The organism is Desulfosceptrum tomskiensis (genome assembly GCF_049818055.1).
Lineage (GTDB): Bacteria > Bacillota > Desulfotomaculia > Desulfotomaculales > JASEER01 > JBFLVT01.
In genome coordinates this window covers 1,387,336-1,411,111 of record NZ_CP187479.1, presented here as the reverse complement: position 1 = coordinate 1,411,111, position 23,776 = coordinate 1,387,336, and the positions used below count along the sequence as shown (strand labels likewise).

At 52.7% G+C, this 23,776-nt stretch carries 19 protein-coding genes and 2 pseudogenes; 9 read left to right on the top strand and 12 right to left on the bottom strand.

The features are described from left to right. Position 1: 1 nt before the first annotated feature. From ACPV0M_RS07215 to ACPV0M_RS07200, 4 genes are all read left to right on the top strand, one after another. Positions 2-331 carry a M48 family metallopeptidase gene (locus ACPV0M_RS07215; RefSeq protein ID WP_425622150.1) on the top strand — a complete coding sequence of 110 codons (330 nt, stop codon included), beginning with the start codon at positions 2-4 and terminating at the stop codon, positions 329-331. Between the two features lie 37 nt (positions 332-368). Then, positions 369-623, top strand: coding sequence for a DUF2813 domain-containing protein (locus ACPV0M_RS07210; protein WP_425620002.1), 255 nt, complete (start codon positions 369-371; stop codon positions 621-623). A gap of 762 nt (positions 624-1,385) precedes the next feature. Next, entirely contained in the window at positions 1,386-2,054 is a 669-nt protein-coding gene (locus tag ACPV0M_RS07205; RefSeq protein WP_425620001.1) for a hypothetical protein, read from the top strand. A 24-nt stretch (positions 2,055-2,078) separates the two neighbouring features. Then, entirely contained in the window at positions 2,079-8,399 is a 6,321-nt protein-coding gene (locus tag ACPV0M_RS07200; protein ID WP_425620000.1) for a hypothetical protein, read from the top strand. 192 nt (positions 8,400-8,591) lie between these two features. Here the strand turns inward: ACPV0M_RS07200 and istA are convergent, their stop codons facing one another. From istA to ACPV0M_RS07185, 3 genes and pseudogenes are all read right to left on the bottom strand, one after another. Next, positions 8,592-9,695, bottom strand: a complete 1,104-nt coding sequence (gene istA, locus ACPV0M_RS07195) for an IS21 family transposase (protein ID WP_425619999.1) — start codon at positions 9,693-9,695, stop codon at positions 8,592-8,594. Between the two features lie 121 nt (positions 9,696-9,816). After that, positions 9,817-10,132 (bottom strand): annotated as a pseudogene (locus ACPV0M_RS07190) (transposase); the annotation flags it as partial. A gap of 199 nt (positions 10,133-10,331) precedes the next feature. Next, the gene (locus tag ACPV0M_RS07185; RefSeq protein ID WP_425619998.1) at positions 10,332-11,153 is read right to left on the bottom strand and encodes a copper amine oxidase N-terminal domain-containing protein; all 822 of its coding nucleotides are present in this window, start codon (positions 11,151-11,153) and stop codon (positions 10,332-10,334) included. A 664-nt stretch (positions 11,154-11,817) separates the two neighbouring features. On the opposite strand from ACPV0M_RS07185, the gene ACPV0M_RS07180 reads away from it, so the two are divergent. Beyond that, complete coding sequence (locus tag ACPV0M_RS07180; protein ID WP_425619997.1) at positions 11,818-12,312, top strand: DUF6431 domain-containing protein; 495 nt, start codon at positions 11,818-11,820, stop codon at positions 12,310-12,312. After that, positions 12,313-12,795, top strand: a pseudogene (locus ACPV0M_RS07175) (ExeA family protein); the annotation flags it as partial. Between the two features lie 112 nt (positions 12,796-12,907). On the opposite strand, the gene ACPV0M_RS07170 reads toward ACPV0M_RS07175, so the two are convergent. The 5 genes from ACPV0M_RS07170 to ACPV0M_RS07150 form a co-directional block, all read right to left on the bottom strand. Then, positions 12,908-13,306 (bottom strand): hypothetical protein, encoded by a 399-nt coding sequence (locus tag ACPV0M_RS07170; RefSeq protein ID WP_425619996.1) that lies wholly within the window; start codon positions 13,304-13,306, stop codon positions 12,908-12,910. Between the two features lie 63 nt (positions 13,307-13,369). Continuing rightward, positions 13,370-14,113 carry a hypothetical protein gene (locus ACPV0M_RS07165; protein ID WP_425619995.1) on the bottom strand — a complete coding sequence of 248 codons (744 nt, stop codon included), beginning with the start codon at positions 14,111-14,113 and terminating at the stop codon, positions 13,370-13,372. A 374-nt stretch (positions 14,114-14,487) separates the two neighbouring features. Then, positions 14,488-14,910, bottom strand: a complete 423-nt coding sequence (locus ACPV0M_RS07160) for a hypothetical protein (RefSeq protein ID WP_425619994.1) — start codon at positions 14,908-14,910, stop codon at positions 14,488-14,490. A gap of 87 nt (positions 14,911-14,997) precedes the next feature. Continuing rightward, positions 14,998-15,732: a DUF4367 domain-containing protein gene (locus ACPV0M_RS07155; RefSeq protein ID WP_425619993.1), complete on the bottom strand. Its 735-nt coding sequence runs from the start codon at positions 15,730-15,732 to the stop codon at positions 14,998-15,000. Then, positions 15,729-16,250 carry an RNA polymerase sigma factor gene (locus ACPV0M_RS07150; protein ID WP_425619992.1) on the bottom strand — a complete coding sequence of 174 codons (522 nt, stop codon included), beginning with the start codon at positions 16,248-16,250 and terminating at the stop codon, positions 15,729-15,731. The genes ACPV0M_RS07155 and ACPV0M_RS07150 overlap by 4 nt, the downstream gene beginning before the upstream one ends. 169 nt (positions 16,251-16,419) lie before the next feature. Between ACPV0M_RS07150 and ACPV0M_RS07145 the strand changes: the two genes are divergently transcribed. Next, positions 16,420-17,643, top strand: coding sequence for an IS256 family transposase (locus tag ACPV0M_RS07145; RefSeq protein ID WP_425619991.1), 1,224 nt, complete (start codon positions 16,420-16,422; stop codon positions 17,641-17,643). Positions 17,644-17,646: 3 nt separating this feature from the next. Next, entirely contained in the window at positions 17,647-18,852 is a 1,206-nt protein-coding gene (locus tag ACPV0M_RS07140; RefSeq protein ID WP_425619990.1) for a right-handed parallel beta-helix repeat-containing protein, read from the top strand. Here ACPV0M_RS07140 and ACPV0M_RS07135 read toward each other — a convergent pair. From ACPV0M_RS07135 to ACPV0M_RS07125, 3 genes are all read right to left on the bottom strand, one after another. Continuing rightward, positions 18,803-19,486: a DUF3307 domain-containing protein gene (locus ACPV0M_RS07135; protein ID WP_425619989.1), complete on the bottom strand. Its 684-nt coding sequence runs from the start codon at positions 19,484-19,486 to the stop codon at positions 18,803-18,805. The genes ACPV0M_RS07140 and ACPV0M_RS07135 overlap by 50 nt on opposite strands. Positions 19,487-19,840: 354 nt before the next feature. Further along, positions 19,841-21,023, bottom strand: a protein-coding gene (locus tag ACPV0M_RS07130) for an IS3 family transposase (protein ID WP_425619988.1) whose coding sequence is annotated in 2 segments (ribosomal slippage) — positions 19,841-20,750 and positions 20,749-21,023 — 1,185 coding nt in all. Because the reading frame shifts where the segments join, the coding sequence is not laid out codon by codon here. Positions 21,024-21,216: 193 nt separating this feature from the next. Further along, a complete protein-coding gene (locus ACPV0M_RS07125) occupies positions 21,217-21,402 on the bottom strand; it encodes a hypothetical protein (protein WP_425619987.1) in 186 nt (61 codons plus the stop codon). A gap of 144 nt (positions 21,403-21,546) precedes the next feature. Between ACPV0M_RS07125 and ACPV0M_RS07120 the strand changes: the two genes are divergently transcribed. Then, complete coding sequence (locus ACPV0M_RS07120; RefSeq protein ID WP_425619986.1) at positions 21,547-22,311, top strand: TIGR00266 family protein; 765 nt, start codon at positions 21,547-21,549, stop codon at positions 22,309-22,311. A gap of 83 nt (positions 22,312-22,394) precedes the next feature. Here ACPV0M_RS07120 and ACPV0M_RS07115 read toward each other — a convergent pair whose 3' ends face one another. Next, a complete protein-coding gene (locus tag ACPV0M_RS07115; protein ID WP_425619985.1) occupies positions 22,395-23,768 on the bottom strand; it encodes an APC family permease in 1,374 nt (457 codons plus the stop codon). Positions 23,769-23,776: the final 8 nt, after the last annotated feature.

The following is a 23,776-nucleotide window of genomic DNA, read 5'->3' as shown; positions in this document are numbered from 1 at the left end:
TCTGGTAGCAGGTGAAAGCTTGTTTCCTTCTCTTGCCTCCCTGGACCAGCTTGAGGAAGTGATCCCGGAAGCGGTATTTCGGGCGGAAGTGGCCGCCTGGGCCAAGCGGATCGGTGTGGAACCCAAACAGATCCAGCTCCGGGTGATGAAAAACAAATGGGCCAGTTGCTCAAGCAATGGTCGGCTTACCTTTGATCCCGAGCTTTTGCGCAAGCCGGCCGCATTTCGGGCCGAAGTCATAGTTCATGAGTTATTGCATTTAAAGATACCCAATCATGGCCCACTGTTTAAGGCGGTGTTGAGGTCTTATTTAGCAAGGTGCAGAAGTTAAAAGGCGTTACTGAAAGGACGAATTTAGGGGTGAGGATATGGAGATTCGGGAACTAAGAATCCGACAATTCCGGGGCTTCTCTGAGCTGACCCTAAAGCCTAAGGGACACGTTGTTCTCATGGGAGAACCTCGAGCCGGGCGATCAGACGTTATTGAGGCACTCTCGCGGGTTCTGGATACTGATGCGGCGAGGACAAGGACGACGACTGAGCTTGACTTTTATCAAAAGGATACTTCTCGACCCATCGTCATAGGGCTAACAATCGGCGGACTCGGCACAGACTTGGAATAACGTTTCCTTGACTATTTAGAACTGTGGGATGTTGCAGAGAACAAGTTGGTTCCCGAGAGCGAATCCCCGGAGGTGCTTGACGAGGCCAGGTACGAGTGGGTGCTACGCATCGAGTATCGTACGCATTGGCTGCCCGAGGATGAGCGTTGCGAAGAGTGGGTCTACTTTCCCAAGGTTTCAGACCCCGAAACGGGTACATACACGTATGCACGGCGGCGAGAGGTGGAGCAAATCGGCTTTACTCATCTACGTTTGGGGGCGGGGAGGCTACTAGACCTCAGTCCGCGGAGCCCATTCCGACGGATCATTGAGCAATCGGACGGCGATGATTTTGCGACCGCAATTGCGCAATACGTCCAGGCAGTGGCCATGTCGGCAGAGCAGTTTAGCAACTCTCAGCAAGTTAAAACTGCCATGCAAAAGGTGCTCGCACCGGTGCGGGACCTTCTCCGCATCGAGGGAAAGGATCTGAGTGAACTTTTTCGGTTAGCCCCTGAGGGAGGATCACTGAGCGGACTTATGCGCTCCTTAGGACCCGCGATTGACCTCGACAATGGTGCCGGCATCTTACCGGCGTGGCGCCATGGATCAACCATTGCTTCTCTCCTCAGGATCGCTGAGGCCCTTGCTCTATCGGGCTCGCGCAATATTCTCGCTGTTGACGACCTGGGCGATGGGCTTGACCCAGCATCCGCAGTTCATCTGGCATCGGTAATGCGACGCCTGGCAGGGCAGGTCTGAGTTACCACTAGGCTGCATTCAGTGGCAGAGATCTTCGAGTCTAAACAAGTTGTCCGCCTGGGCCGAGCACGCGACGGTTCTCGGTTTGCTTGTCAGTTTCGATCACCAACCACTAAATCGGAGGCGATTGTTCTTAAGCACTGGCATCGAAACCTCCTACCTGCTCTGAGCTATCGCTCCGTCATAGTGGTGGAGGGACCACATGACTTTGCCGCCTTGCACGCGTTAGCCATCCGTCTCTTCAAAGAGATTGGTGAGTTCCTGCCGGCGACCCGAGGCGTATGTATTATTAGCGCTGGTGCCACAGGGGATGGCGGTTATATGAACGTCCTCAGGCTGGCGAACGCTGCCCGGCAGATGGGCCTGCGGGCGGTCGGCGTTGTTGATGGTGACACAAACGAGGATGTCATGCCGCTAAAACTGGAAACATACCTACTAATGCATAGAATTCTCCTTAGTAAAGTGAGGCGTTCCGGTCAATTCCATATTTTGGCGTTAAATCCCTCTGATAAGACAAACTTTGCTTTAGGCCGTCTGTGTAGAAGGTTTATTCTTCTCAGCCTTGATTGTCTCGGCGCCAGCCCGCTCTCAATACTCAGTCTTGTCAAATACCGAATACCGGCACTCCAAGCCTCATGGAGAGAATTTCAGGTTAATGTTATGAGCTTGGCAGTTGGAGTTAAAAGTTAATGTCCTCAGGAGGTTAAATTGTCCATGTTGCCACCCGGGATTAGGCAAGGGGAGCAGCCTCCGTACCATCAACTGGATGAGTACCTCTTTCAAGATATGTGCTGTGACCTTTTTCAAACTGAGCCGGAAATCACATCATGTAGTATATATGGGACTCGAGGACAGTCGCAATACGGTATAGATCTGCTTGCCCAACGACGTGATGGTGGTATAGAGGTAGGTCAATGCAAAAAATACCAACAATTCTCAGCTAAGGAAATCGTGCGAGCTTCGGATGAGTTCTTTAACCATTGGGATCACTGGAAAAATAAGGGCGTGAAGAGGTTCATTCTATTTGTCTCTTGTCCGTTGGACAGGCAGGAGCAGCAAGAGGAAGTCTTGCACCAAAAAGAGCGTTTTAAAGAATTTGGTATAGAGTACGAAGTGTGGCATAGCCGAGTCTTAACTATGAAGTTGGCGCCTAATCCAAACATCGTCTGCAGGTACTTTTCTCCCGCGGACTATTGGGTATCCTATATTTGTGGTCCTACTGCTGTGCCGTTAGTCACTCAGAGCCGGGGAACCGTAGTCATTTCTGAGATTCTCTCGCACCAGCTAACGTACTTATCGGGCCGCTTGGCCAGTGAAATTCAGTCTCAACTCGAACGGATGAGAGCATTATGGCGACAAGGTAGGCTTACTGAGGCCTTGCAATGGGTAAGAAATGTCAAAAACGACACCCATGTTTGGCTAGCCCTTCCCGCTGATTTGCGGGCGCGTTTGTTACGTTTTGAAGCCAGCATAGAACTGGAGCAAAAGGCTGACCTCTCCCATGTGAAACAACTAGCACTGGAAGCAGATGCCCTTTGTGCTTCTATTGAAGGATTGAGGCTAAAAGCTTTAATAACCTATAGAGAGAAAGGCGCTGCGGCAGCGGTCCAAACCTTAAAAGGGCAAGAAGATGTCGATACTTTGAATTTAATAGCGGCTCTGCTCCTGGAGATGAACGAGAATGATAAGTGCTCCCAGGTTATAGAGCGCATCATGAGCCAGTTTGTCCCAAATGCAGAAACCTATCGAGTTCGGTCCCTTTTGAACCTCTGTCTTGGAAACCTCGCTCAGGCCAGGATGGACGCCCAAGAGGCTCTTAACAGGGAGCCAAACTGGCGCTCAATTCAGATGGCGTCGGCCATGGTTTATTATTACAGCGCGATGTCTGCTCTGGCGATACCGCGTGGTATCCCAGCGTGGCCCGAACCTGTAGCTTGGCCGCTCATTCGTCGCGACAACGAGAGCCTACAATATCTCGAGAGTGCTTCCCAGCTTTTTGCCTCACTTTTGGGAGCTGCGGAATTGGATGTGGAGGAGCGGCGCCGCCTCCAGGCCTGGAGGTTGGCCTCCGTGGCAAATCATCCCCGCCTTCAGGACGAAGCACTGAATTACTGTCGGTCCGTGCTAGAAGATGACCCATCTAATGCCTACGTTGTCGCTTGGGCCATTAACCGCAATATGGCAGTTGATTTGACTGCTAGTTTGACAGCGTTTGAGGACCTCATCAGGGAAGGACGGGCTAGTCTCCTTCACGTTATTATCGTTGTGAGCTTTTACCTTTCAAATGGCATGGGGTCGAAGGCCTTGGAGTTGCTTGGTAACACCAGAAGTATCTTCGAGCAGAATGACGCGGAGGACCTTTGGGCCATTTGGAAGTGCCGTTCTTTGGTTGTTGACGGTAAGTCAGATGAAGCATTAAAAATGGCGGATTCACTGAAGGATCCCCACTACGCACGCATTGCCAAAATTACTGCTCTTCGAGCGCGGGCATCGGAAAAAGGTGACTGGCAGTCACTTATTGACTACCTTGAGCGTTGTTTTTCTGATACTAGGGACGGTGTTTTTCTGCTGGATTGTTGCGAGATAAAAGCCCACCTGGGAGACTGGACCTACGTGGCGCATCGTTCAGCCGAGTTGGTCAACCATGTTGGCACTGCAGACGCCGTTGAACTGGCAGCCCAAGCCATGTTCAAAGCCGGCCACTACGCGGAATGTCTCACCCTACTTGATAGGTTCCAGCGTTATTTCACAGATTCAAAATTACCGGCCAATTTGGGGCGGATTAGGGTGGAATGTCAGCGGCTGCTCGGTATTTTGGCTCGTGCAGTAATCGAAGCAGAGGAGTTAGCGCGGAGCGATCCCGCTATTCCTAACCTCCTGGCCCTGGCTCAGCTTTACTTTTCTTTGGGCGATTTGAAGGGTGTCGCATTAGTAGCTCGGCAGATCGAGTCGCGGTCCGATTCCGCTCCGGAACACTGCTTGCGCTTAGCGCGTCTCGTTCAGTGGGACGATCAAAATTTGGCCGTGTCACTTTGGAGAAAGGCAGCCAACTCTCCCTGTCTTCCGGATGAACTGGTTGGCGAAGCTGTTGCCTTGGGATATCAGCTGGGGTTAGATGCAGAGATGGGCCCCCTTGTCAAAAGGATGGTTGACCTTGGGGAACAGGCTAAAGGAGGAATCCAGAAGAAGTCTATCGAGGACTTAGTGGCCACTATTGACCAGCAACGCGAGAACTTAAGTAAAGTAGATGAGTTGTATCGGAACGGAAGGATCCCTGTCCATCTAGTAGCAGAAGCACTTAGTATTCCCCTAGCCGGAATGTATCATACAAGGTTACTCGAGAACGAAGAGCGTCTTTGCAGTTATGAGTGTCTGCCTTTGTTCTGTCGCCATGGCGGTAGAACCATCGGGTCGGAGACCGACAAACCAGTGACTCAATGGCGTCTGCACATGGATGTTACCGCCGTCCTTCTTGCGGCTCACCTTGAAGTCCTAGAGAAAGTTGAGGAGGTATTTAGACCGATTAAGATTCCTGCCTCGCTCGTTCCATCACTTGTTGCTATGAGAGATAAAGTCACGCCGCATCAGCCCTCTCGCGCTACGGCCTACCGCCGTATCCTTGACCTCATTCGTGAATCTAAGATAAGAACCATTGACCCTCCTAAGATATCTGAAGCCGACTCGATTTTGGTCCAAGAGTTAGGCTCTGAATGGGTAGCCTTGTGGGAATATGCTCGAAAAAATGATGGCTATTTAGTGGACTTCCTTCCGCTTAGAAAACGAGACCTTTCTGGGCCTCCAACGGCACTACCCGAAGATGCAGGGATGACATTGATTAATTGCAGAGCGGTGGTGGAGTCGCTCAGGCAGTTCGGGCCGCTTTCTGAAGATGAGTATTTCAGGGCGTTGGACGCCCTTGGAACGGAGGGGCTTGGTGCGGATGTCAAGGTCGTGCCCGCTCAACATAAAACGTTGGTCCTAGATACCACAATTCCCGAGACCTTAGCAGAAGCTGGATTGATTGAACTAGTTTGCGACCGCTTTGACGTTGTCATTAAAGACGAAGAAGCGAGACGCATTGAGGCTGCCTTACAAGAATATGAGACGGCGCAGGAGCTATCGAATTGGTTGGGGAGCATTATCGATAAAATAAGTCGCGGATTTAGAAACGGGGTGTACGAAGTCATTCCGACTGTTGGGCCTGGAGAACCCAGCGATAAAGAGATTGAAATGACGTTAGAGCTAGACAGTCTTTATTCATTACTTCGGTTTGAGCCCCAACCAGGGGATGTTATTTGGGCGGATGACCGGGCCCTGACCAGTTACCGGCACCGCGACGGCGGAGTACCAATTATCGGAATTACGGAAGTGTTAGACGTCCTGCTCGGTGCCGGCAGGCTTGATAAGAAGGAATACTTTGGTTTGCTCACAAGGCTGCGTGCGGCTAATGTGCGCTTTATACCCTTGCGTGCCTCTGAAATCTTGCATCATTTGATGCAAGCCCGGGTGCAGAATGGAAGGGTAGTGGAAACTCAGCAACTCGCCATTCTTCGGCGCTACGTAGCTAATTGTCTGGCGAATGGGGCTGTGCTACAACGCCCAGTCGGAGGCCAGGCCAACCCCGGAGAAATCCCGTTTGTCTTGAACCTTGGCCGGGAAGTCACAGATGCGATAATATCACTATGGGAAACGGCCGATGCTGACCTCGAAGCATGCCAAGCGCGGGCAGACTGGATTATGGAATCCCTCTATCTAGATTATTTGGCTCGTGCCTCACTAATTGGACTAACCCTCCCGAACGAAGATATATACATAGCAGCCTTGGGAATAGTTGACTTGTTATTGGCAGGTTTATCTTTAGGAGCTAGAGATAGGCGTCGGCGATATAGTGCCCGCCCCCAGTATTTCGCGTGGTTGGAAACTCGTGTACTCCGAAGCCGCTTTACAGCCGAGCCGCGTCTTATAGCGGCAGTTGCGGAAGTGCTCAAGAAAATGCTTAACCGTTTAGACGAGCCGCTGGACGGCGATATGGAATTCGCCTGGAAATATGTCGTTCAACGCTTTTACGAGGACCTTCCGGACCTTCTGAGGGAGGAGTTGAATCGTGACCAGGAGTTTATTGCCAGCATAGGAATTAGGGTTTTCCCGGTAGTGGAAATCGGCCGGGTGAAATTCGAAATAAACGAATTCGTTCGAGCCGCGATAGAAGTGATCAATGGCCGCCCCAGTACAGCCAAACCGTTAGATCCAACTGAGCGAGAGGCGGTATTTGAGCCGGATACCGATAGTCCATTCTCTTGTGTTGTTATTCATCCTTGGAATTCTCGACCGGTTCCAGTCAGGGATGAGATATTTGAACTCCTACGTGAACATCCGGCGGAAAGAGAGGTGGCGCTTCGACGGAACCGTCAATGGTTTGACTGTTCCCTTGAAGAATTTAACAAAGTGGTAGCAGAAATCGCCACATTGCAAGACCCTCTACGGCGGCTCGAGGAAGCAGAGCGGTGGCGGAAAGCTTCTGTTAGTGCTTACTATCAACGCCTGCAGGAGGCTGTGCATAGGCGCCATGCGTTAGCCAGAAGTGATTTAGGCTTACCCTCTGCAGACCGGCTCTGCTGGTATTTCAGACTTCCTCCGAATACCGGGGACGGTGAAGAGTTTCAAAAGTCGTTGTACCAGGCTGCCGAGGAATTGCTTAAAGAGAGTGAACTGATCAATGCGCTTGAAAGGTTCTGCGCTTTGCCGATGCCTTTGCCCCTGACTCTCGTACAGAGGGTCCAGCGTCTCGACCCCTCGGAACGCCATCAACTTGTGAAGGCACTCCTGAAGTCGACCGGCTCGCCTTTGTCGAGGATACATTTGTTGAGGATTCTAACGGTTTGTAGTGAGAAGCGGTATTTACGGCTGGCACGCCGCATTATGGTTCGTATGCTGGGAGACACTGGCGCAGCTGAATTCGACGCCTTCCAGGCTGTTTTGGACTGGGCCGAAGCCGAAACCAGTGCGTGGTCGGCTGGTGGTCTGTCCAACCATATCCGGTTAGCTATGGTTTGGGCACATGCACATTTCCTGTATACCATGGTTATCGGTGCAGGAGCACCTACCTCATGGGTTACCGAAGTATTCAGGAACTTGTCCGGCAATCCATCTCTCGAATTATTCCGTCGCGAGCCGAGTTACTGGTTTGACGTCAGTCACCCGCGTCAAGTGAACCGCGCATCGTTCCTCCTTTCCGGTTTTGCTTACGCCCTTGGAGATTTGGCTGACCGCCTAATGAGTCCTCAAATTCGAGAGCGCTTAGTTGCTATGGCTTGTGTTCTCACCGAAGAGGTACAATTGCCGTCACCTTCCATGTTGCGAGATTCAACTCGGTGTCGAGATGGTCTGGGTTCTTTCCTAGGTGGCGACAGGGGGCAGACATTGAGATTCCTGCTTGGTCAGGAGAAGGCTGAGTTGTTGTCGAGTAAATCAATTCGCTCCACCCTAAACCTCGCTTTGAAAACCCTTGGTGCTGAACCAACGAGCACTGTTGCGTGGGCGATAGTCCTCAATATACTTACGTGGGGTGCGCTTTATGAGGATGTGGTCCCCCGCCTGGTGGAACTTTTTAAGGGTACCGACTACACTGACCTTTATAAACGTGATGCAAAGTGCGGTCTTATTGCCTTGCGAGCAGCTACATTTCAGATGGCCTCAATTCGGAACGAGGAGTTGAGAACCCACCTAATTCAACAGATCCGAGAAGTAGCCGCATGGTGCAGCGAGTCCGAGAAGCAAGCACCGAAGATTGCTGACGCTATGTCAACTCGTGAGGTTGGACTCAGCCTTTTGGAGTGTGCTTTAAACGTGTGTCTAGGGCAGGAAACAGATGAGAAGGTCATCATTTCATTTGTGGAAGTAACGTCAATGATAATGCACGCATGGCCGCAGTTGCGCAGGGAGTATAAGGACATTCTAGAATTGCTCTGCCAACGGTTGCCAGTATCGGCCTGTAAGCCCATTTGGAGGTTGATTAACTTGGCTCGCACTTTCTAGCGTAGACTTTCGGTAAACGGGTTAACTTTGCAGTAATGGTCAACTGGGCCATTATAGCTGAAGCGGCTGAAAATGTTCTCTCTACAGACGAAACCTTGAAAGCCGCAATTGAAGGGGACCGCTGGGCCTACGCTCAGTATACCTTCTGCCCGAGACACGGTAACTGATTATTTTCGGGACTACGCCGTGCCTTCACTCATCAAATAGCACAGGGATAACATCCCACCTGACTAGCCCTACGGCCCGCGGATGGACGGCCAGCCTTTCGTTCCCCGCCCAGATCTGGATCGTGGTCTCGTCCGGCTGGACCTCTACTTTTCGGCCGGCCCATTGCCAGGGGACGCCATACCAGGAGCCGTTCCATTGGAGGTAACCATCCCGGCCCACCTTGCGCTCCTCACGCAGGAAAGGCAAAAGCTTATCGGAGCCGGGCAGGGGCATCAGATGGGCCTGCTCGATGATCAGGCGGTCAATCGGTCGTTCCCGGGTCGTCCCGTGGATACAGACGTTGGCCACGGTGTCAAGCCAGACTTGGACCCGGCGGTTGAGGTCAGTAAGATCGGTAAACCGGGCACCGGGCCAGAAGTTGCCTTCGACGTACCCGACGCCGCGCTCGACCTTGCCTTTGGTTCTGGCCCGGTAGGGCCGGCAAAGCTGGATGTCAAAGCCCAGCCGCAGGGCGAAGTCCAGGAAACGCTTGTTCCAGATAGGCTGCCCGGCCTCGTCCCGGTCAAGAACGACCAGCTTGGCGTTGTCGTACAGGCACTTGCGCGGAATGCCGCCCAGCCGCGCAAAACCGTTGATGTGGCAGCGGATGAAACCGGCCACGTCGGCGCGCTGGATGAACTCTACGTACATGGCCCGCGCCCAGGCCAACACCAGGACGAAAGCCCAGACATAACGTGGTGTCCCGTCCGGCGTCAGGTAGCGGTAACGGCCGAAGTCGACTTGCGCTTGTTCGCCGGGCTTGGTTTCAAAGCGCACGGTGACTTCAGGCTTCCGCCGCCATCGGCGGAACGGGTGAACGTACTCCTTGAGGATGGAGTAGCCGCCTGTGTAGCCCAACTCCCGGATCTCCCGGAGCAGGACGACGCAATTGTCCACTCCCTCGCTAAGCCGCTTCTGGATATAATCTTTGTAGGGGTCGAGCTTGGACCCCCGCTTCGCCCGGGGCTTCGGTTTGGGTATCCCCGGCTCCCGAAGGTATCTACGAACCGTGTTCCGGGATACGTCAAGAAGCCTTGTGATGGCACGGATGGATTCGCCCTTGCCGTGCAACTCGATGATCTGTTTCACTTTCCCACCCTCCAGCATCTTGTTGGACACCTCCGTCTTTTGCAGTCGAAGGTGTCTTTCGCCGGGGGGTGGGTCAATTCTTTTTCGGCGCTACTGGGTCATTTTAAACCCGGCGCTGACAATCCAGCAGTGCCAGCCGTTGGTCCCTACTCAACACAGATACCTTTTTTTTCAACCACGCCAGTTGGGTGGTTAGACGGCCGACTTCGGCGTAGAGTTCTTCAATTTGCTTTTCGTAGCCGGCTTTTAGGGCAGCAATGCCCTTACGGTCGTCAGCAAAAAGCTGTGGCAACTGCTCAATGGCCTGGTTGCGCCAGCGGGTCAGCTGGTTGGGATGAATGCCGTGCTCGGCGGCCAGTTGGGATATCGTCTTTTCTTCTTTGAGAATTTCCAGCACGACCTTGCGCCTTAAAGCTGGGTGGATAATTCTTCCTCATACTTGTGATATACCTTAAACTCGGTCTTTTTCGTGTCTAAATTCTTGGGTCCATTATAGGGAGTCTGGGCAGTGTAGATTTGCTCGCCAGTCAGACCCGCCCGGTCAAGGGCGGCTTCGGGGCTCGATGTACAACTAGGCGGTGAGAGCAAGGGTGACCACCAGGACAATGAGGGTTCTTGTGAACATCAGGCAACCTCTCATTCTATAGTCCGGCACCATAAAAGAATGTAGTTAATCTTGTCTAAGGCCGGATCAAAGTTATTGATTGCCGATCTGGTAATTGTTGTCCCGGCCTTCACAAACGGCCTTTCCCTTAGATACTGCCCCTCATACCCCCAGCCGGTGTCGTGGCTATACCCGCTATTGTAGACTATATAGGGGTGTAGATCTTCCTTTCCAGCAGGAATGTCGGCTCCGGTGATGTTCTTTGCTTTGATATCAAGCTTCACATACTTGGAGCTGGTGGCGGGGTTTCGCCAAGTGGAGAGGACGACGCCAGTCGGCACAAAAGCATCACCATTCTCGGTGACCCCAGGGGAAGAGTCCAGTAGATAGCGTATGGTCCAGGTGTCCAACAACCGTTTGTCGTTCAGGGCTACGTATCGGTACTCCTCATTCCAACTGGCTGCGATGCCAAAAGCGTCTATCAGCGTTCTAATGGGTACAAAGATGTGACCATTGTCGAAAACAGGAGCCGAGCATGTCTCAAGTGGATCGCCGTCCAAGATCGCCGTTGATGAGCCTACTTTTAACACTAGCGTCTTGCCGCTGAAGAAGACTGTTGCTGTCTTAAGGTGCGTGTTGTATTCAACGCTAGCGCCCATCAAGCGCTGGCAGAACATTCCCAGCGGAACCATGAGCCGGTTCTGCTTATCCAGATAAGGCCCTTTTGGGTAAGTGTAGAGAACATAGAACTGGTTTATCTTCAGAACAACAGGAAGATCCACGGAATTAGTGGATGCCGCAAAACAGGGGCTTAGACAAGTTGAAAAGACCAGCACAATAATGAGGAACGCCATTCGTACCACCCGCTGTTCCCTCCCCAACAATGTGGTTAATTAAGGATAAAGGGATGGTGCTCGCTTAAGGAGCTACCATCCCTATTATAATCCAAAAACTTACAGGTCAAGGCGGATATGAACTGTTTCTTCCGCTGCACTGACGTAAGGGTTGACGACTACATGCGTTTGGTCAGGATAGGAAGTATACCCACCGGTAGTGGGCATATCGTTGGCAGACCAGGTGTGATAGTTGGATGAACTGATCCCGATCTTGGAGTTGTACCAATGAATGTTCTTCTGGTATGACCCGGATGTGAAGTTGTCGACCCCGTTTTGGGCAATGCTGGTTACCTTCTTCATAGCGTTTCCGCCATTAGTTGTCCAACCGCTTACGTCTTTAACATAGGTCATGGTCCGGTAGGTATTGTTAACATCATAACCAGTAACCGATAACGAAACCTTGCCTGCTTGAGGAACTGTTAGGGCTAACCTAAAACGTCCGAAAGCTGACGGGATTGCCTGACCGGGGGCTGCTGGATATAATGGCCATATCATTTAGAAAGGAAAGACGCCCCTGTTTGTTGTGCTACTGTGGTCAGCAGCAGCACTAGAGGCGCCCATCACCGTATGGTCATTGTAACAGAATATGAACTGATTGAGAACCCCGACAGGGGTGTTTTTTGTGAGGAGCGCGGAGCAGATTCCCTGTCCCTGCTGTAGCGGGCATTTAAGGGTAATTGGCAGCCGCCAACGGGGCTGTATCGACAGCCTCGGGGACAAAATCATCCTCATCATCCGCCGCCTTCGTTGTGTTGCGTGCCGTCGCATCCACCACGAACTGCCGGACATGCTGGTGCCGTACAAGCGCCACATAAGAGAGAGCATTGAGGCCGCCGTGGGCGGTGATCCGGCCCTTAGCGTCACGGCCGATGAATCCACCTTGTGGCGCTGGCGGAGATGGTTTTGGGCACTGGCTGCGTACTTCCTTGGCTGCCTCACCGCCCTCGCCGCCCGTTATGCGATAGCGTCTGTGGAAGGACGATCCACCCTTCCCCGGTCCGCGCTCCACGGGATCTGGCAGTTGGTAGGGGATGCCTCCGGCTGGCTGGCCAGAGTTGTTCGCCCGGTGGCCAATGCAAATCTTTGGGTACAGACCCGTTCGGCATTCCTGTCCTGACGGCTTTGGCACCGGGAGATCGAACTGATGCGGGGCGTTCATTCTTTGCAGCCGGTGGTGATCCTGGATGAAGCTCATTTGCTGGACAAGGAGATGCTGGAAGAGGTCCGGTTTCTCCTCAACTTTAAGATGGACTCCACAAGCCCCATGGCCCTTATCCTGGTCGGGCAGAGCGAGCTGCGGGAACGGCTCCGGCTCCAAGCCTACGCCGCCATCCGGCAACGCATCGACTTGCAGTGTAGACTAACCCACCTGGACAGAGCGCAAACCGGTGAGTATGTAAAACGGCACCTGGCATATAGCGGTGCGGACCGAGACATCTTCTCGGATGGTGCGTTGGATGAGATCTTTCGTTTCTCAGCCGGGACCCCGCGGCTGATCAACAAGGCCTGTACCCATAGTCTGATCTACGGGGCGCAGAACGGCAACCGGATCGTTGATGACCACATGGTGAAACGGGTGATTCAGGGAGAGCTGATGTAGCTCTCCCTGCTCCGCCCGCTGATAATTGCCGGACAGCTGTCCCGTCAGTTCTTGGACAATTAACACCGTCTATCCCCGGACATTATAGGGTGGCAGTAACAAGATAGACGTATTATTGCAAGGAAATAGTCTCCCGCTTAGTCTTGCTTGACCAGGTCACATCTATTGTTCCTGTAATACCCTGAACATCCTTTGGTGACAGCTCCAGGCGGCGTTGAAACCTCAACGGCGGATCAAGCTTGGTGTTGTCGACGTCGAGTGTTACCGAACCACTTACATTCTCCATTACCATTGTTGCAGACAGAGGTCCCTTGGGGGTTCCCCTACGGGAGTTTAGCGTAACAAAAGCAGTAACATTATCTCCGTAATCCAGAAACCTTACTTCTGCTTCCCAGGACTCTGACTCTCCTCGCAAAACCTTGACCGTCGGTGGCTCTTTAGCACAGCCAAAGGCAAAAAACACAACTGCAAGGCAGACCGCCGCTACAACCGTCGTCAGGATAGGTCTCATTATATACACTCCTTTTGTTTTGATCCCTGGCAAGGGCTTTGAGCCCTTGCCAGGGAGACGATTCTACGGCCAAGGTACCCCGCGCGTGTTCTTTAACTGCCAGTGCCAAGTAGAACCGCCGCGTGTAAGATCGATGTCTGAACGGACCTCATACAGGCCGGGACAGGACCACATTCTGATATAGGGCCAGCTTACACTCTTGGAGTAGGTGGTCCCCAGACTGGGCACGCCGATGGAGTAGGTGGTACTCTGGTTAAAGAAAGACCCATTCTGTGCTTGGCCGTTTTCGTACAGCGTCATCTTGGCGTTCTTTCCAGACACCTGGGAGTCTGACCGGTAATATGTTACACTACCTTTGGTGAGCTTACCCCAACCCTGTCCGTTGGGATCATTGTATTCATCATAATACAACTTGTTGACACAGCGCCACGAGTACGACGAATCATACTCATCAATAGTCACACTGCCCGCTGCAAGAATGCCGATACTGGTGACAGCGTAAGTGGTGAGTTCGCTTCCGTCGTCATATTGAACTTCACGGATTCTCTCGGCGGTAACGAGGACAGGGACATCCAGGCTTTTGCCCGACGGGTCGGTAAGGGTGCTGGATGCTAGAATAGCACCTGCAGATAGATCGCTGATACCTCTAACTGCACGATCGTACAATACGTCTATGTCGGTAATCGGCTCTTTCTCGAACACAACCTTCCCGCCCCTATCTGGCTGGCTAGGAGCTGCGTTTGCTGCCAACGCAAAGATACAGCTTAGTAACAGCAGGATTGTCAACAGAATAGATACCTTCCGCATACACGCCGTTCCTCCTTTTTATCCTTATTTTAGTGTTAAGAGGCTAATATGCATTTACTTAGCGCATCGCAATCATCCCCCTTTCGATTCGGCCTTTAACTATAGACGAGCCAGAGGCACGAAATGGACGCATAAAAATTGGTAATGTTTGGCCTTACTTAAACTGAACCTGGCGCCAGGCCCAGTTGACAGAAAAACGAGGGGTTAATTCGACCCCCCGTTTTTCGCCCTATGTAACCGTTATGTCGCTGTCAAGGGCATCCCAATCGGTGTCAGTCAAGACCAGGAACCCGTAAAGCGATCTCAGCGCTGCAAAAGAGTAGGGACCCAGAGGTCGGGTCCCCCATTCGTTCTTTTCACTGCTAAGCCAAAGTCTACTTCAGTACAATGGAGCCGCTGATATAGGTCTTAAAGTCTGTCTTCCCGTTAAGTGAGGCATAATGCTCACTCTTCGTACGATACGTTGCGCCGCGCTGGGCTGCAATCGTTTTTTCGCCCCATACGTAGTCGGTTCCCGAGGCGGGTTTGTAAACGGAATCTACATTCGTCCAACCGGAACCGTTCCACTTCTGCAGATAGATTCGTACCGAGATTGAACTGACAGGCTGCGTCGCTTCACTGTACCCGCAGATTTTTACGAAACCATTACCGTTGTCAGTAGGCCAGCTTTCCCAGCTTGCCAGATAATAAGTGCTGAGCGGCTGAACCTCGCCCTCCGACTGAGAGGCGCTCGCGGAAAGAGCAGACAATGACATCACCAGAACCAGCACCAGAACCCCTACTAACCTACCTGTCATGTCAGTGCACCTCCAAAGCTTTTTACTGACATGACGTGCGAGGTAGGGAAAATGGATGCAATAAGTTTTCGACTTTCGAACAATTCTTTACAGAGGCCTCATTGAATCAGCAACTTTCACTATTTCCTTTGGCTGTAGTCTTCCGGCCACCTCAAAGAAGAAGTCTCCTTCAACCCAGACCACTTTACTCCATCCATCCTTTTCTCTATATAGAAGAGTGCCTGGAACGCCGCGAATCTCGATGGCCTCAACCACGGTATCATCTGCATCAAAAGCAGGGCCCCTCTGCCCCTCTGAAAACGTAAACTGGCGGATCGTCAAGAAATGGCCATCCTTTTCGTAGTGACTACTGATCTGTACGTCATTGTGTCCAACCTTATTTAACGAATGACCCCGGAAAACATAGCCGTGGGGTACGTATTGGGGGCCCAACGGGGCAAATGTTAACTGGGCCTTAAGCTCCTCAGTGGAGATATTAGAGGGATCAAGATCGCTGTTCTTATCGGATTGATTAAAGAAAACGGTACCGCTATCCCCTTGCAAGACGATCCGGATACTGCGTATCTTTTTGCTAATTGCGGAAATCTCTTGGGGGAAGATAAGCGAGGCGCATCCCATTATTGTAATAAGAATAACGGCAGCCCATGCCAACTTCGATGTTAAGAAAGGTATGGCTTTCTTGCCCCGACGTCTCTCGTTCATCAGTCTCGCTTGAAATCGTTCCAACAGTTCCTCAGTAGAAGATGACGGAAGACCATCCATCCTCTTGTTAACGTATTGGCTCAGGAACTCGTCTGCGGGGTCTTGGTACCTGTCTGTCACGGGTTAACCCTCGCCTTCATCCGGTAATAACGGTAGAACAAATCCTTACTCCTTTGCAGCCGCGACTTGATCGTGGCCTCCGGTGCATCAAGCACTTGAGAAATCTCTTTTACAGTAAGTCGACTATGATACTTTAAGACAAGAACCAGCTGATATTCTTTAGGAAGCCGATCAAGAGCCGCATAAAGATGTTCGGCCTGCTCTTTGGCAATCAAGGATTCTTCAATAATATTATCCGGGGAAACCGCCGGATAGTTAATCAATGCCCAATTCTTTCTCTTACGCAGCTCATTGTAGGCCCTATTTATGGCGATACGTTTTAGCCATCCGCCTACTTTTTCGCCGTCTCGCAGTTGATGTAACCGATTCATCGCAGTCAAGAAAGTATCCTGCATAATGTCTTCCGCCAAACCAGGATCCCGGACAACGTAATAGGCAACTGCTAGAACATCTTGCGCATATGTCCTAAAAAGTGAAACGATAATATCCTCTTTGGTAGAAATGGTTGTATGATCCATGTCATGTATTGTATATCCTTGTATCATTTTAAGGAAAGAGGTTTTTTCCCAGCTAGTTGAGTCCGATATGCTGTGTAAAATCGGGTAGCTGATTCAAGAGAATGAGCCAACCCGTTCTCCTTTGGTAGAATGTAGTTGCAAACCCAACACACACCGAAGGAGGAACAAGATGGCTCAATATCATGTTACCCTAGACGGCGATGTTTTGCACGGACTTTTTCAACGGGATGAGGGAGTGGCCCGCCTCTTGGAGCAGGTCTTGAATCAGATTCTGCAAGCTCAAGCAACAGAACAACTGCACGCCCGCCCCTACGAGCGGTCCGAGGACCGTCAAGGCTACAGGAACGGCACGCTGCCCCATCCCCTGACGACCCGGGTGGGAACGCTCACCTTGCGGGTTCCCCGGCTGCGAAGCGGCCAGTTCTCCACCGACCTGTTCTTCCGGTACCAGCGGAGCGAACAGGCTTTAGTGTTGGCATTGCTGGAGATGGTAGTCAATGGCGTCTCTACACGGAAGGTCGCCAAGATCACCGAGGAACTGTGCGGCACGGAATTCTCCAAGTCCACTGTTTCGGACCTGTGCAAGCGGCTCGATCCGATCGTTCAGGCCTGGAACAACCGCACCCTCCGGGAGCAACGGTATCCCTTCGTGCTGGTGGACGCCCTGGTGTTGAAAATCCGGGAAGAGGGGCGAGTACGTTCGCGCAGTGCTCTAATTGCCATCGGCGTCAATGAGGCCGGCTACCGGGAAGTGCTGGGGCTGATGCTTGGCGACAGTGAATCGGAGGCCAGTTGGACGGAGTTTTTCACCTGGCTTAAGAGCCGCGATTTGCGGGGTGTCGACATTGTTGTCTCGGACAGCCACGGAGGCCTGGTCCGCGCCGTGCGAAGCCAATTCCAAGGAGCCACTTGGCAAGGCTGCCAGACCCACTTTATGCGCAACATCCTGGATGTAACGCCCAAATCCCTTCAAGGAGAGATCCATAGCCGCGTCCGGGCTCTCTTAGATGCGCCGGATACGAAAACCGCCCGCTTGCTCTTGGAGAAGGTCCAGGATGACTACGCACACAAAGCACCCAAAGCCATAGCCATCCTGGAGACCGGTTTTGACGACGCCACGGCCGTCTTGGAGCTGCCGGAGCGTTACCGGAAACGTCTTCGCACCACTAACGGCGTGGAACGTCTCAACGAGGAGATTCGCCGCCGTGAACGAGTGATCCGGATCTTCCCCAACCGGGAATCGGTGATCCGTCTTCTGGGCGCCTTGCTGATGGAGTTGGACGAAAAGTGGAGTTTCGGGAACCGCTACTTGGATATGGCGGAATATCTGGAATGGCGGGAGAAACAGAGAGAAGCGCAGAAACAGTCTTCAAAAATACACCGGCTTGGCTAGCTGATGGCTATTTACCAAGGGAGAATTTTCACACACAGAATTTTGGACTTGATCCCGGAGCTAAAAGACCATGTAGAAAGAGTCGAGGAAATATACAGGACTATCAGAAGAACAAAACAAGACCATAAGAAAGACGGCCTTGACTCTAATTCCCAACAAGCTAAACCGGCCGATACGGATCAGACAGTCAGGAGTAGTATAGCCCCTGACGCAGATTCGCAAAACGAATCACCTCCGCCGATTGTTGATGGTGTTGTTTATAGAGAACTTAGAGTACCTCCTGGGATTAACCTTCCGGTAGCTCTTACGGTACTCCAGGACGGTGGAACCCTGTATCTGGAATCAGGTCTATATTATGTTACTGAACCATTGGTCATCGAAAAAGCGGTAAATCTAATCGGACCGCTTGTCGGGCAAGCTGTCGTAGTCTGTGAGTCAGAAGGTTGGGTAACGCGGGTCACGCAATCAACGATGTTTAGGGCAGAGCGAATTACTTTTCAGCACTGTGGTTCGAGGGCGGCAAATGTAGTGGAAATCTGGGGCGGTATTGCAGATATTGAGAATTGCCGGTTTATCGGCGCGGTAAATGAACAAGCCACCGGAAGGGGAGGGATAGGACTCCTGCTTTTTGACGTTAAGGCTCGTATTATCCGGTGTTCTGCCTTCTGGAATGAAATCTGTGGTATTCAAGTCGCCGGTGAGGGGGACGTTACTGCCGGGGGCAATTATTGTTTCGGGAATGGGGGCGGTATTTGTTATGCTGATGAAGCGGCAGGCAGTATTGAGTGGAATAATTGTTATGATAATCGATGTTATGGAATTTGTATGGCCACCACAAAGCGTGTGAAGGTGTCATATAATAAGTGTTTGGGTAATGGCGTTGGAATAGAGATTGCTGGTCGGGGAGAACCAACTCTGCGCCGTAACACCTGTAGTTTCGGAGAAATCGGGATCAGTTATGGCGGCGACAGCGGAGGGACCGCAGAAGAAAACACCTGCGAATATAACGCTTACACTGGAATTCTGATCAATAATAGTGCGCATCCATTACTCAAAAAGAATAGGTGTTCGCGGAATAGATGCGGCGTCGAATACCGTGACTCTGCCGAAGGTTTAGCCGTAGAGAACTATGTCATGGACAACAGTGAAGCATCAATCGTCACGAGCCCGAACGCACACCCTGAGTTGAAGGATAACGTGTATAACTAAGCTTCTCCCACAACACTCCCGATGGGCCGCGCAACCGACAAGCTGTTTGAACCTGGCAATGGATTTGGCGGTCAAGACGAAGGGCGACCGCGGTGATCTCGTTGCAGGCCACGAAAATAAGGATGATCGCTCTTTGGAGGATCCCGATCCATTTTCCGATAGCGGGTAAGGTGCTGTCTTTGGGGGCGTTGAGGAGGCAGTCCAGGAGAATCCTATTGAGGACGGCGCCGCCGAACAGGACATAAACGGAGACAACGGAAGCGACAACGATTTTCTCTAAATGACTGTTGAGCAAGCCTGGCAGGTCAATGCCGGGGAAAACAGTTGAATACAGCGCCAGAATCGTTTCGTTAGGTTTAACGGTAAATACATTTGCAAAGAGAAACCATAACAGGAACAAGGTGTAGAGATGGGCGAGCTGGTCCAGGATAAAACCGGTGATGGCGGAGTTTTGGCCGGCGAATCGCTTGGCGAAAAAGCTTTTTAAACAGTCAATTAAGACGTGGACCAGGGCTGCTGCGGAGGAAAAGCCAAGCGCCGGTTTGAGGCCATAGAAGTGGGTTAGGGCAAAAGTGCACAGGAAGAGCGCCAACCCGTGTTCTACAAAGGCCCGCAATTTTATTTCGGACTTCATTTTCGCCAGGCGGTCGGTCTGTAAGACAAAGTCGGCCAGGACCTGGGCAAGGACGCCCAGCCACAGGAGTGTCACTGCTCTTTACTCCTTATTTTCACCCTTTGAGGGGTGAAACGACCGTTTTCACCCTCTGCAAGGTTAAAGCGGGGCACGTATGTCTCCAGCTTCTTGAGTGTCTTTTCCGCTTCTTTAAGTTGATGCCAGTCTGCTGCGCGGCAACGCTTTTGGACATTCTGGAAGGTTATCTTCAGGCGCCGGGTAGCCCCTTCGTATAAGGTGGACCCCATTGTCAAGACACATTTTTGACGAAGTTTAAGGTGGGTTCTCTCCTTCCATAGTGGTTAATTATGGTAGTTATCCTGATTTGAGAGGCTTCGTCAACTCCCATTGATGGGGATACCTGGAAGACTTGGTTTGATCCCTTTGGCTCCCAAAGTACACTTCGGCCGGAGTCTGGTAGTCCAGCGCCTGATGTACGCGTCGGTGATTGTAGAAGTCCAAGTAGTTGCTAATGCCCAGGCGCGCCTCCCGCGGCGTCAAGTAGTCGTGAAGGTACACTTCCTCGTATTTCAGGCTGCGCCACAGGCGCTCGGTAAAGATGTTGTCGGTGGCACGGCCCTTGCCGTCCATGCTGATTTGAACTTCGGCCTGCTCCAACAGGCTCAGATACTGCGGGCTGGTAAACTGGCTGCCCTGGTCGCTGTTCAAGATTGCTGGTTTGGCACGGGTGAAGGCCTCCTGAACCGCCACCAGTACAAAGGAGATCTCAAGACTCTGGTCCAACTCCCAGTTCACCACGTAACGGGAGTACCAGTCCATAATCGCGACCAGGTAGATCCAGCTCCGGCGTAGCCGGATGTAAGTGATATCAATCCCCCAGACGTGATTGGGATGGCTGATGGCCAGTCCACGTAATAAATAGGGGTAGATCCGGTGATCACTGTTACGTTTGCTGAGATTGGGGCCGGGGCAAATGCCGGCGATGCCCATTTCACGCATATGCCGTTGGACAGCCTTACGGTTGACGTGGAAGCCTTGACGGCATAGCTCCGCGGTGATCCGCCGTGACCCGTAATACGGGTGGGCGGTGTAAATCTCGTCAATGCGGTTCTTAAGGGCGATCTCTTCCGGGGACGGCGCCACCGGTTGGTAGTAGAGACTTGACCGGTTCAGGCCTAAAAGTTCGGCTTGGGTTTTGAGCGGTAAGTCAGCGTCACCCCAATCCAGCAGTGCCAGCCGTTGGTCCCTACTCAACACAGATACCTTTTTTTTTCAACCACGCCAGTTGGGTGGTTAGACGGCCGACTTCGGCGTAGAGTTCTTCAATTTGCTTTTCGTAGCCGGCTTTTAGGGCAGCAATGCCCTTACGGTCGTCAGCAAAAAGCTGTGGCAACTGCTCAATGGCCTGGTTGCGCCAGCGGGTCAGCTGGTTGGGATGAATGCCGTGCTCGGCGGCCAGTTGAGATATCGTCTTTTCTTCTTTGAGAATTTCCAGCACGACCTGCGCCTTAAAGCTGGGTGGATAATTCTTCCTCATACTTGTGATACACCTTAAACGTTGTCTTTTTCGTGTCTAAATTCTTGGGTCCATTATAGTAAGTCTGGCTTTCCTCATAAGCTTGCACTGCTTCCCACTGCTTGTCCGTCCACTTTGTCTGCCTGATGTCGATCAAACCCCAGATGCAGTTGAGGATCTCGTCCAGTTCCTGGTTGCCGGTCTTTATAATTGTCTAGGGATCCTTTTTCTTGCGCGCGTTTTCGAGGGCCAGTCTCGCCAGGTGAAAAGCCGGGCCGTTCATATCCCAGGGGTTGGCTTTTATAGGTCCTTCCTGCACGCCGATGCCGATGCCGATCGCAGTCCCAATGGTCGGCAGGAGAACCTCAGGTGCCGGACTATTTCGGGGGCCTGGAGCCATCCATCCAATACCCCCTGGATTTCGTCGCCCCGCGATAACAAAAAGCCGCTGAATCGCGGCGGTTGAGGGGTTGGCAGGGATTGCGGTACAATAAAATAATTAGAAATTATCACCCTACCAAAAGCTCTCAGAGAGGTGGATAACATGGCTGATGTGATCGACTACAAGATTTACGGCGACGACATGCAGATGGTGGAGATAGAACTGGATCCCGGCGAAGGGGTGCGGGCCGAGGCCGGCGCGATGATGTTCATGGAGGACGGCATCGTGATGCAGACCGGGACCGGCGGGGGCCTGTTCAAGGGCTTTAAGCGGATGCTTACAGGCGAGAGTTTCTTTATCACGACTTTCCTGAACAACGGGCGGAGCCGGGCGCGGGTCGCCTTCGCGGCGCCTTACCCCGGGAAGGTGATTCCCATCGATCTTCCCAAGCTCGGGGGCAGCTTTATGTGCCAGAAGGACGGTTTCCTTTGCGCCGCCCAGGGGGTGGACATCGACATCGCCTTTACGCGGAAACTGGGCGCCGGGCTGTTCGGCGGCGAGGGCTTCATCCTCCAGCGTCTTTCCGGGGACGGGATGGCCTTTGTCCACGCCGGGGGGACGGTGATAGAGAAGGAGCTCGGCAGTGGGGAAACGCTGCGGGTCGACACGGGATGCCTGGTTGCTTTTGAACCAAGGGTAACCTACGACATCCAGTTCGTCGGCGGCTTTAAGAATGTCCTGTTCGGGGGCGAGGGCATGTTCCTGGCCACGCTGACCGGTCCCGGGCTCGTTTACCTCCAGACCCTGCCGTTCTCGCGCCTGGCGGACCGCATTCTGGCCGCCAGCAAGACGCAAATCGGCGAACAGAAGGGTATCGCCGGCATGGGCGGTGACTTGCTTGGGGGCATATTCGGCGGCAACAGGTAACAAAGAGTTACTGAGAAGGCCTAAAAGACACCCCCGGCAGTTGGGGTTTGCCGGGGGTGTCCTTGTTAGTGGCGAGTAATAGCCTAATGGCCCATACTCCGGAAGGCGGGCGGTTGTTCACGGAAGAAATTAGTCTTATAGGCTCCGTAAAGTAGGCCGACTGCCAGCCAGATAAAGCCGAGGGTTTTGGCCTCGGGCTGGAGGCTGATCCAGACGTAGAAAATGATCGAGAACCCAAGCCCGGGGGCCGCCAGGTATTTCAGGATAGAAGCAAGGTCGGTTTGCTTCTGCCTGATGATGTAGTGGCTGACGACGGAGACATGCAGGAACATAAAGCCGGTCAGCGCGCCGAAATTAACCATCGAGGTAAGCTTGTCAATCGGGATGAGCGCGCCGACGGTAATGGCCAGCAAGGCAACGAAGATCGTACTCACATAAGGGGTCTTAAATGTCGGGTGCACCTTGGCCAAGGCGCCTGGCATCATTTTGTCCCGAGCCATGCTGAACAGCAGGCGGGAAATGGCGGCCTGAGCCACGAGCCCGTCGCCGATGCCCCAGGCAATGGCGGTCGCCAGGGCGCACAGGTAACGCAGCCAATCGCCTCCGGCCGCCTGGGCCACGGCGTAGAAGGCGGTGTCAAGGTTGTCGAACGTAGTGTGATCGGGAATGATGAGGCCGGCCAGGTAGGTCTGGGCGATGAACAGGCTGCCGACAAGGATCAGCGCTACGACGGTGGCCCTGGGGACTATTTTCCGAGGATTCTTGGCTTCCTCGGAGAGCGTGCTGATAGCGTCAAACCCCAGGAAGCTCAGCACAGCCAGCGAAGTGGCCGCCATGACCATGTTGATGCTGAAGCCTTCGGGTTTCCAGATGGGGTCAATGGTAAAAGCGCCTGCGCCCACGCCCTTCATGACCGCGATGAAGGCGACGACGATAAAAGCGACCAGGGTGAAGAGTTCAAAGATCAAGAGGCCGATGTTGGTGCGAGCCGTCATCTCGATGCCCCGGAGGTTGACCGCCGTGTTGACGACCACAAAGACCGCGATCCAGCCCCAGAAGGGCAGGATGGGGAGCATCTCCTGCAAAGCGTAACCGGCTACCAGGTAAACCAGGGCCGGGGTAAGGATGTAGTCCAGAAGCATGGCCCATCCGGCGAAGAAGCCCACGGAGGGGTGGATGCCCCGGGAAGCGTAGGAGTATACTGAGCCGGCGATAGGAAAGGCGTGTGACATCCTGGCATAGCTCCAGGCAGTGAAGATCATCGCCACCACGCCGATGGCATAAGCCAAAGGCGCCATGCCGTTGGAAACATCAGCAACGTAACCGTAGATGCCCATAGGCGCGATAGGGACCATGAAGACCATGCCGTAGATCAACAGGTCACTGAAAGACAGCGCCCGCTTCAGTTCTTGTTTATACCCAAACTCCTCCAGGTTATGGCTTTTGTCGTTTGACATTTCAACCC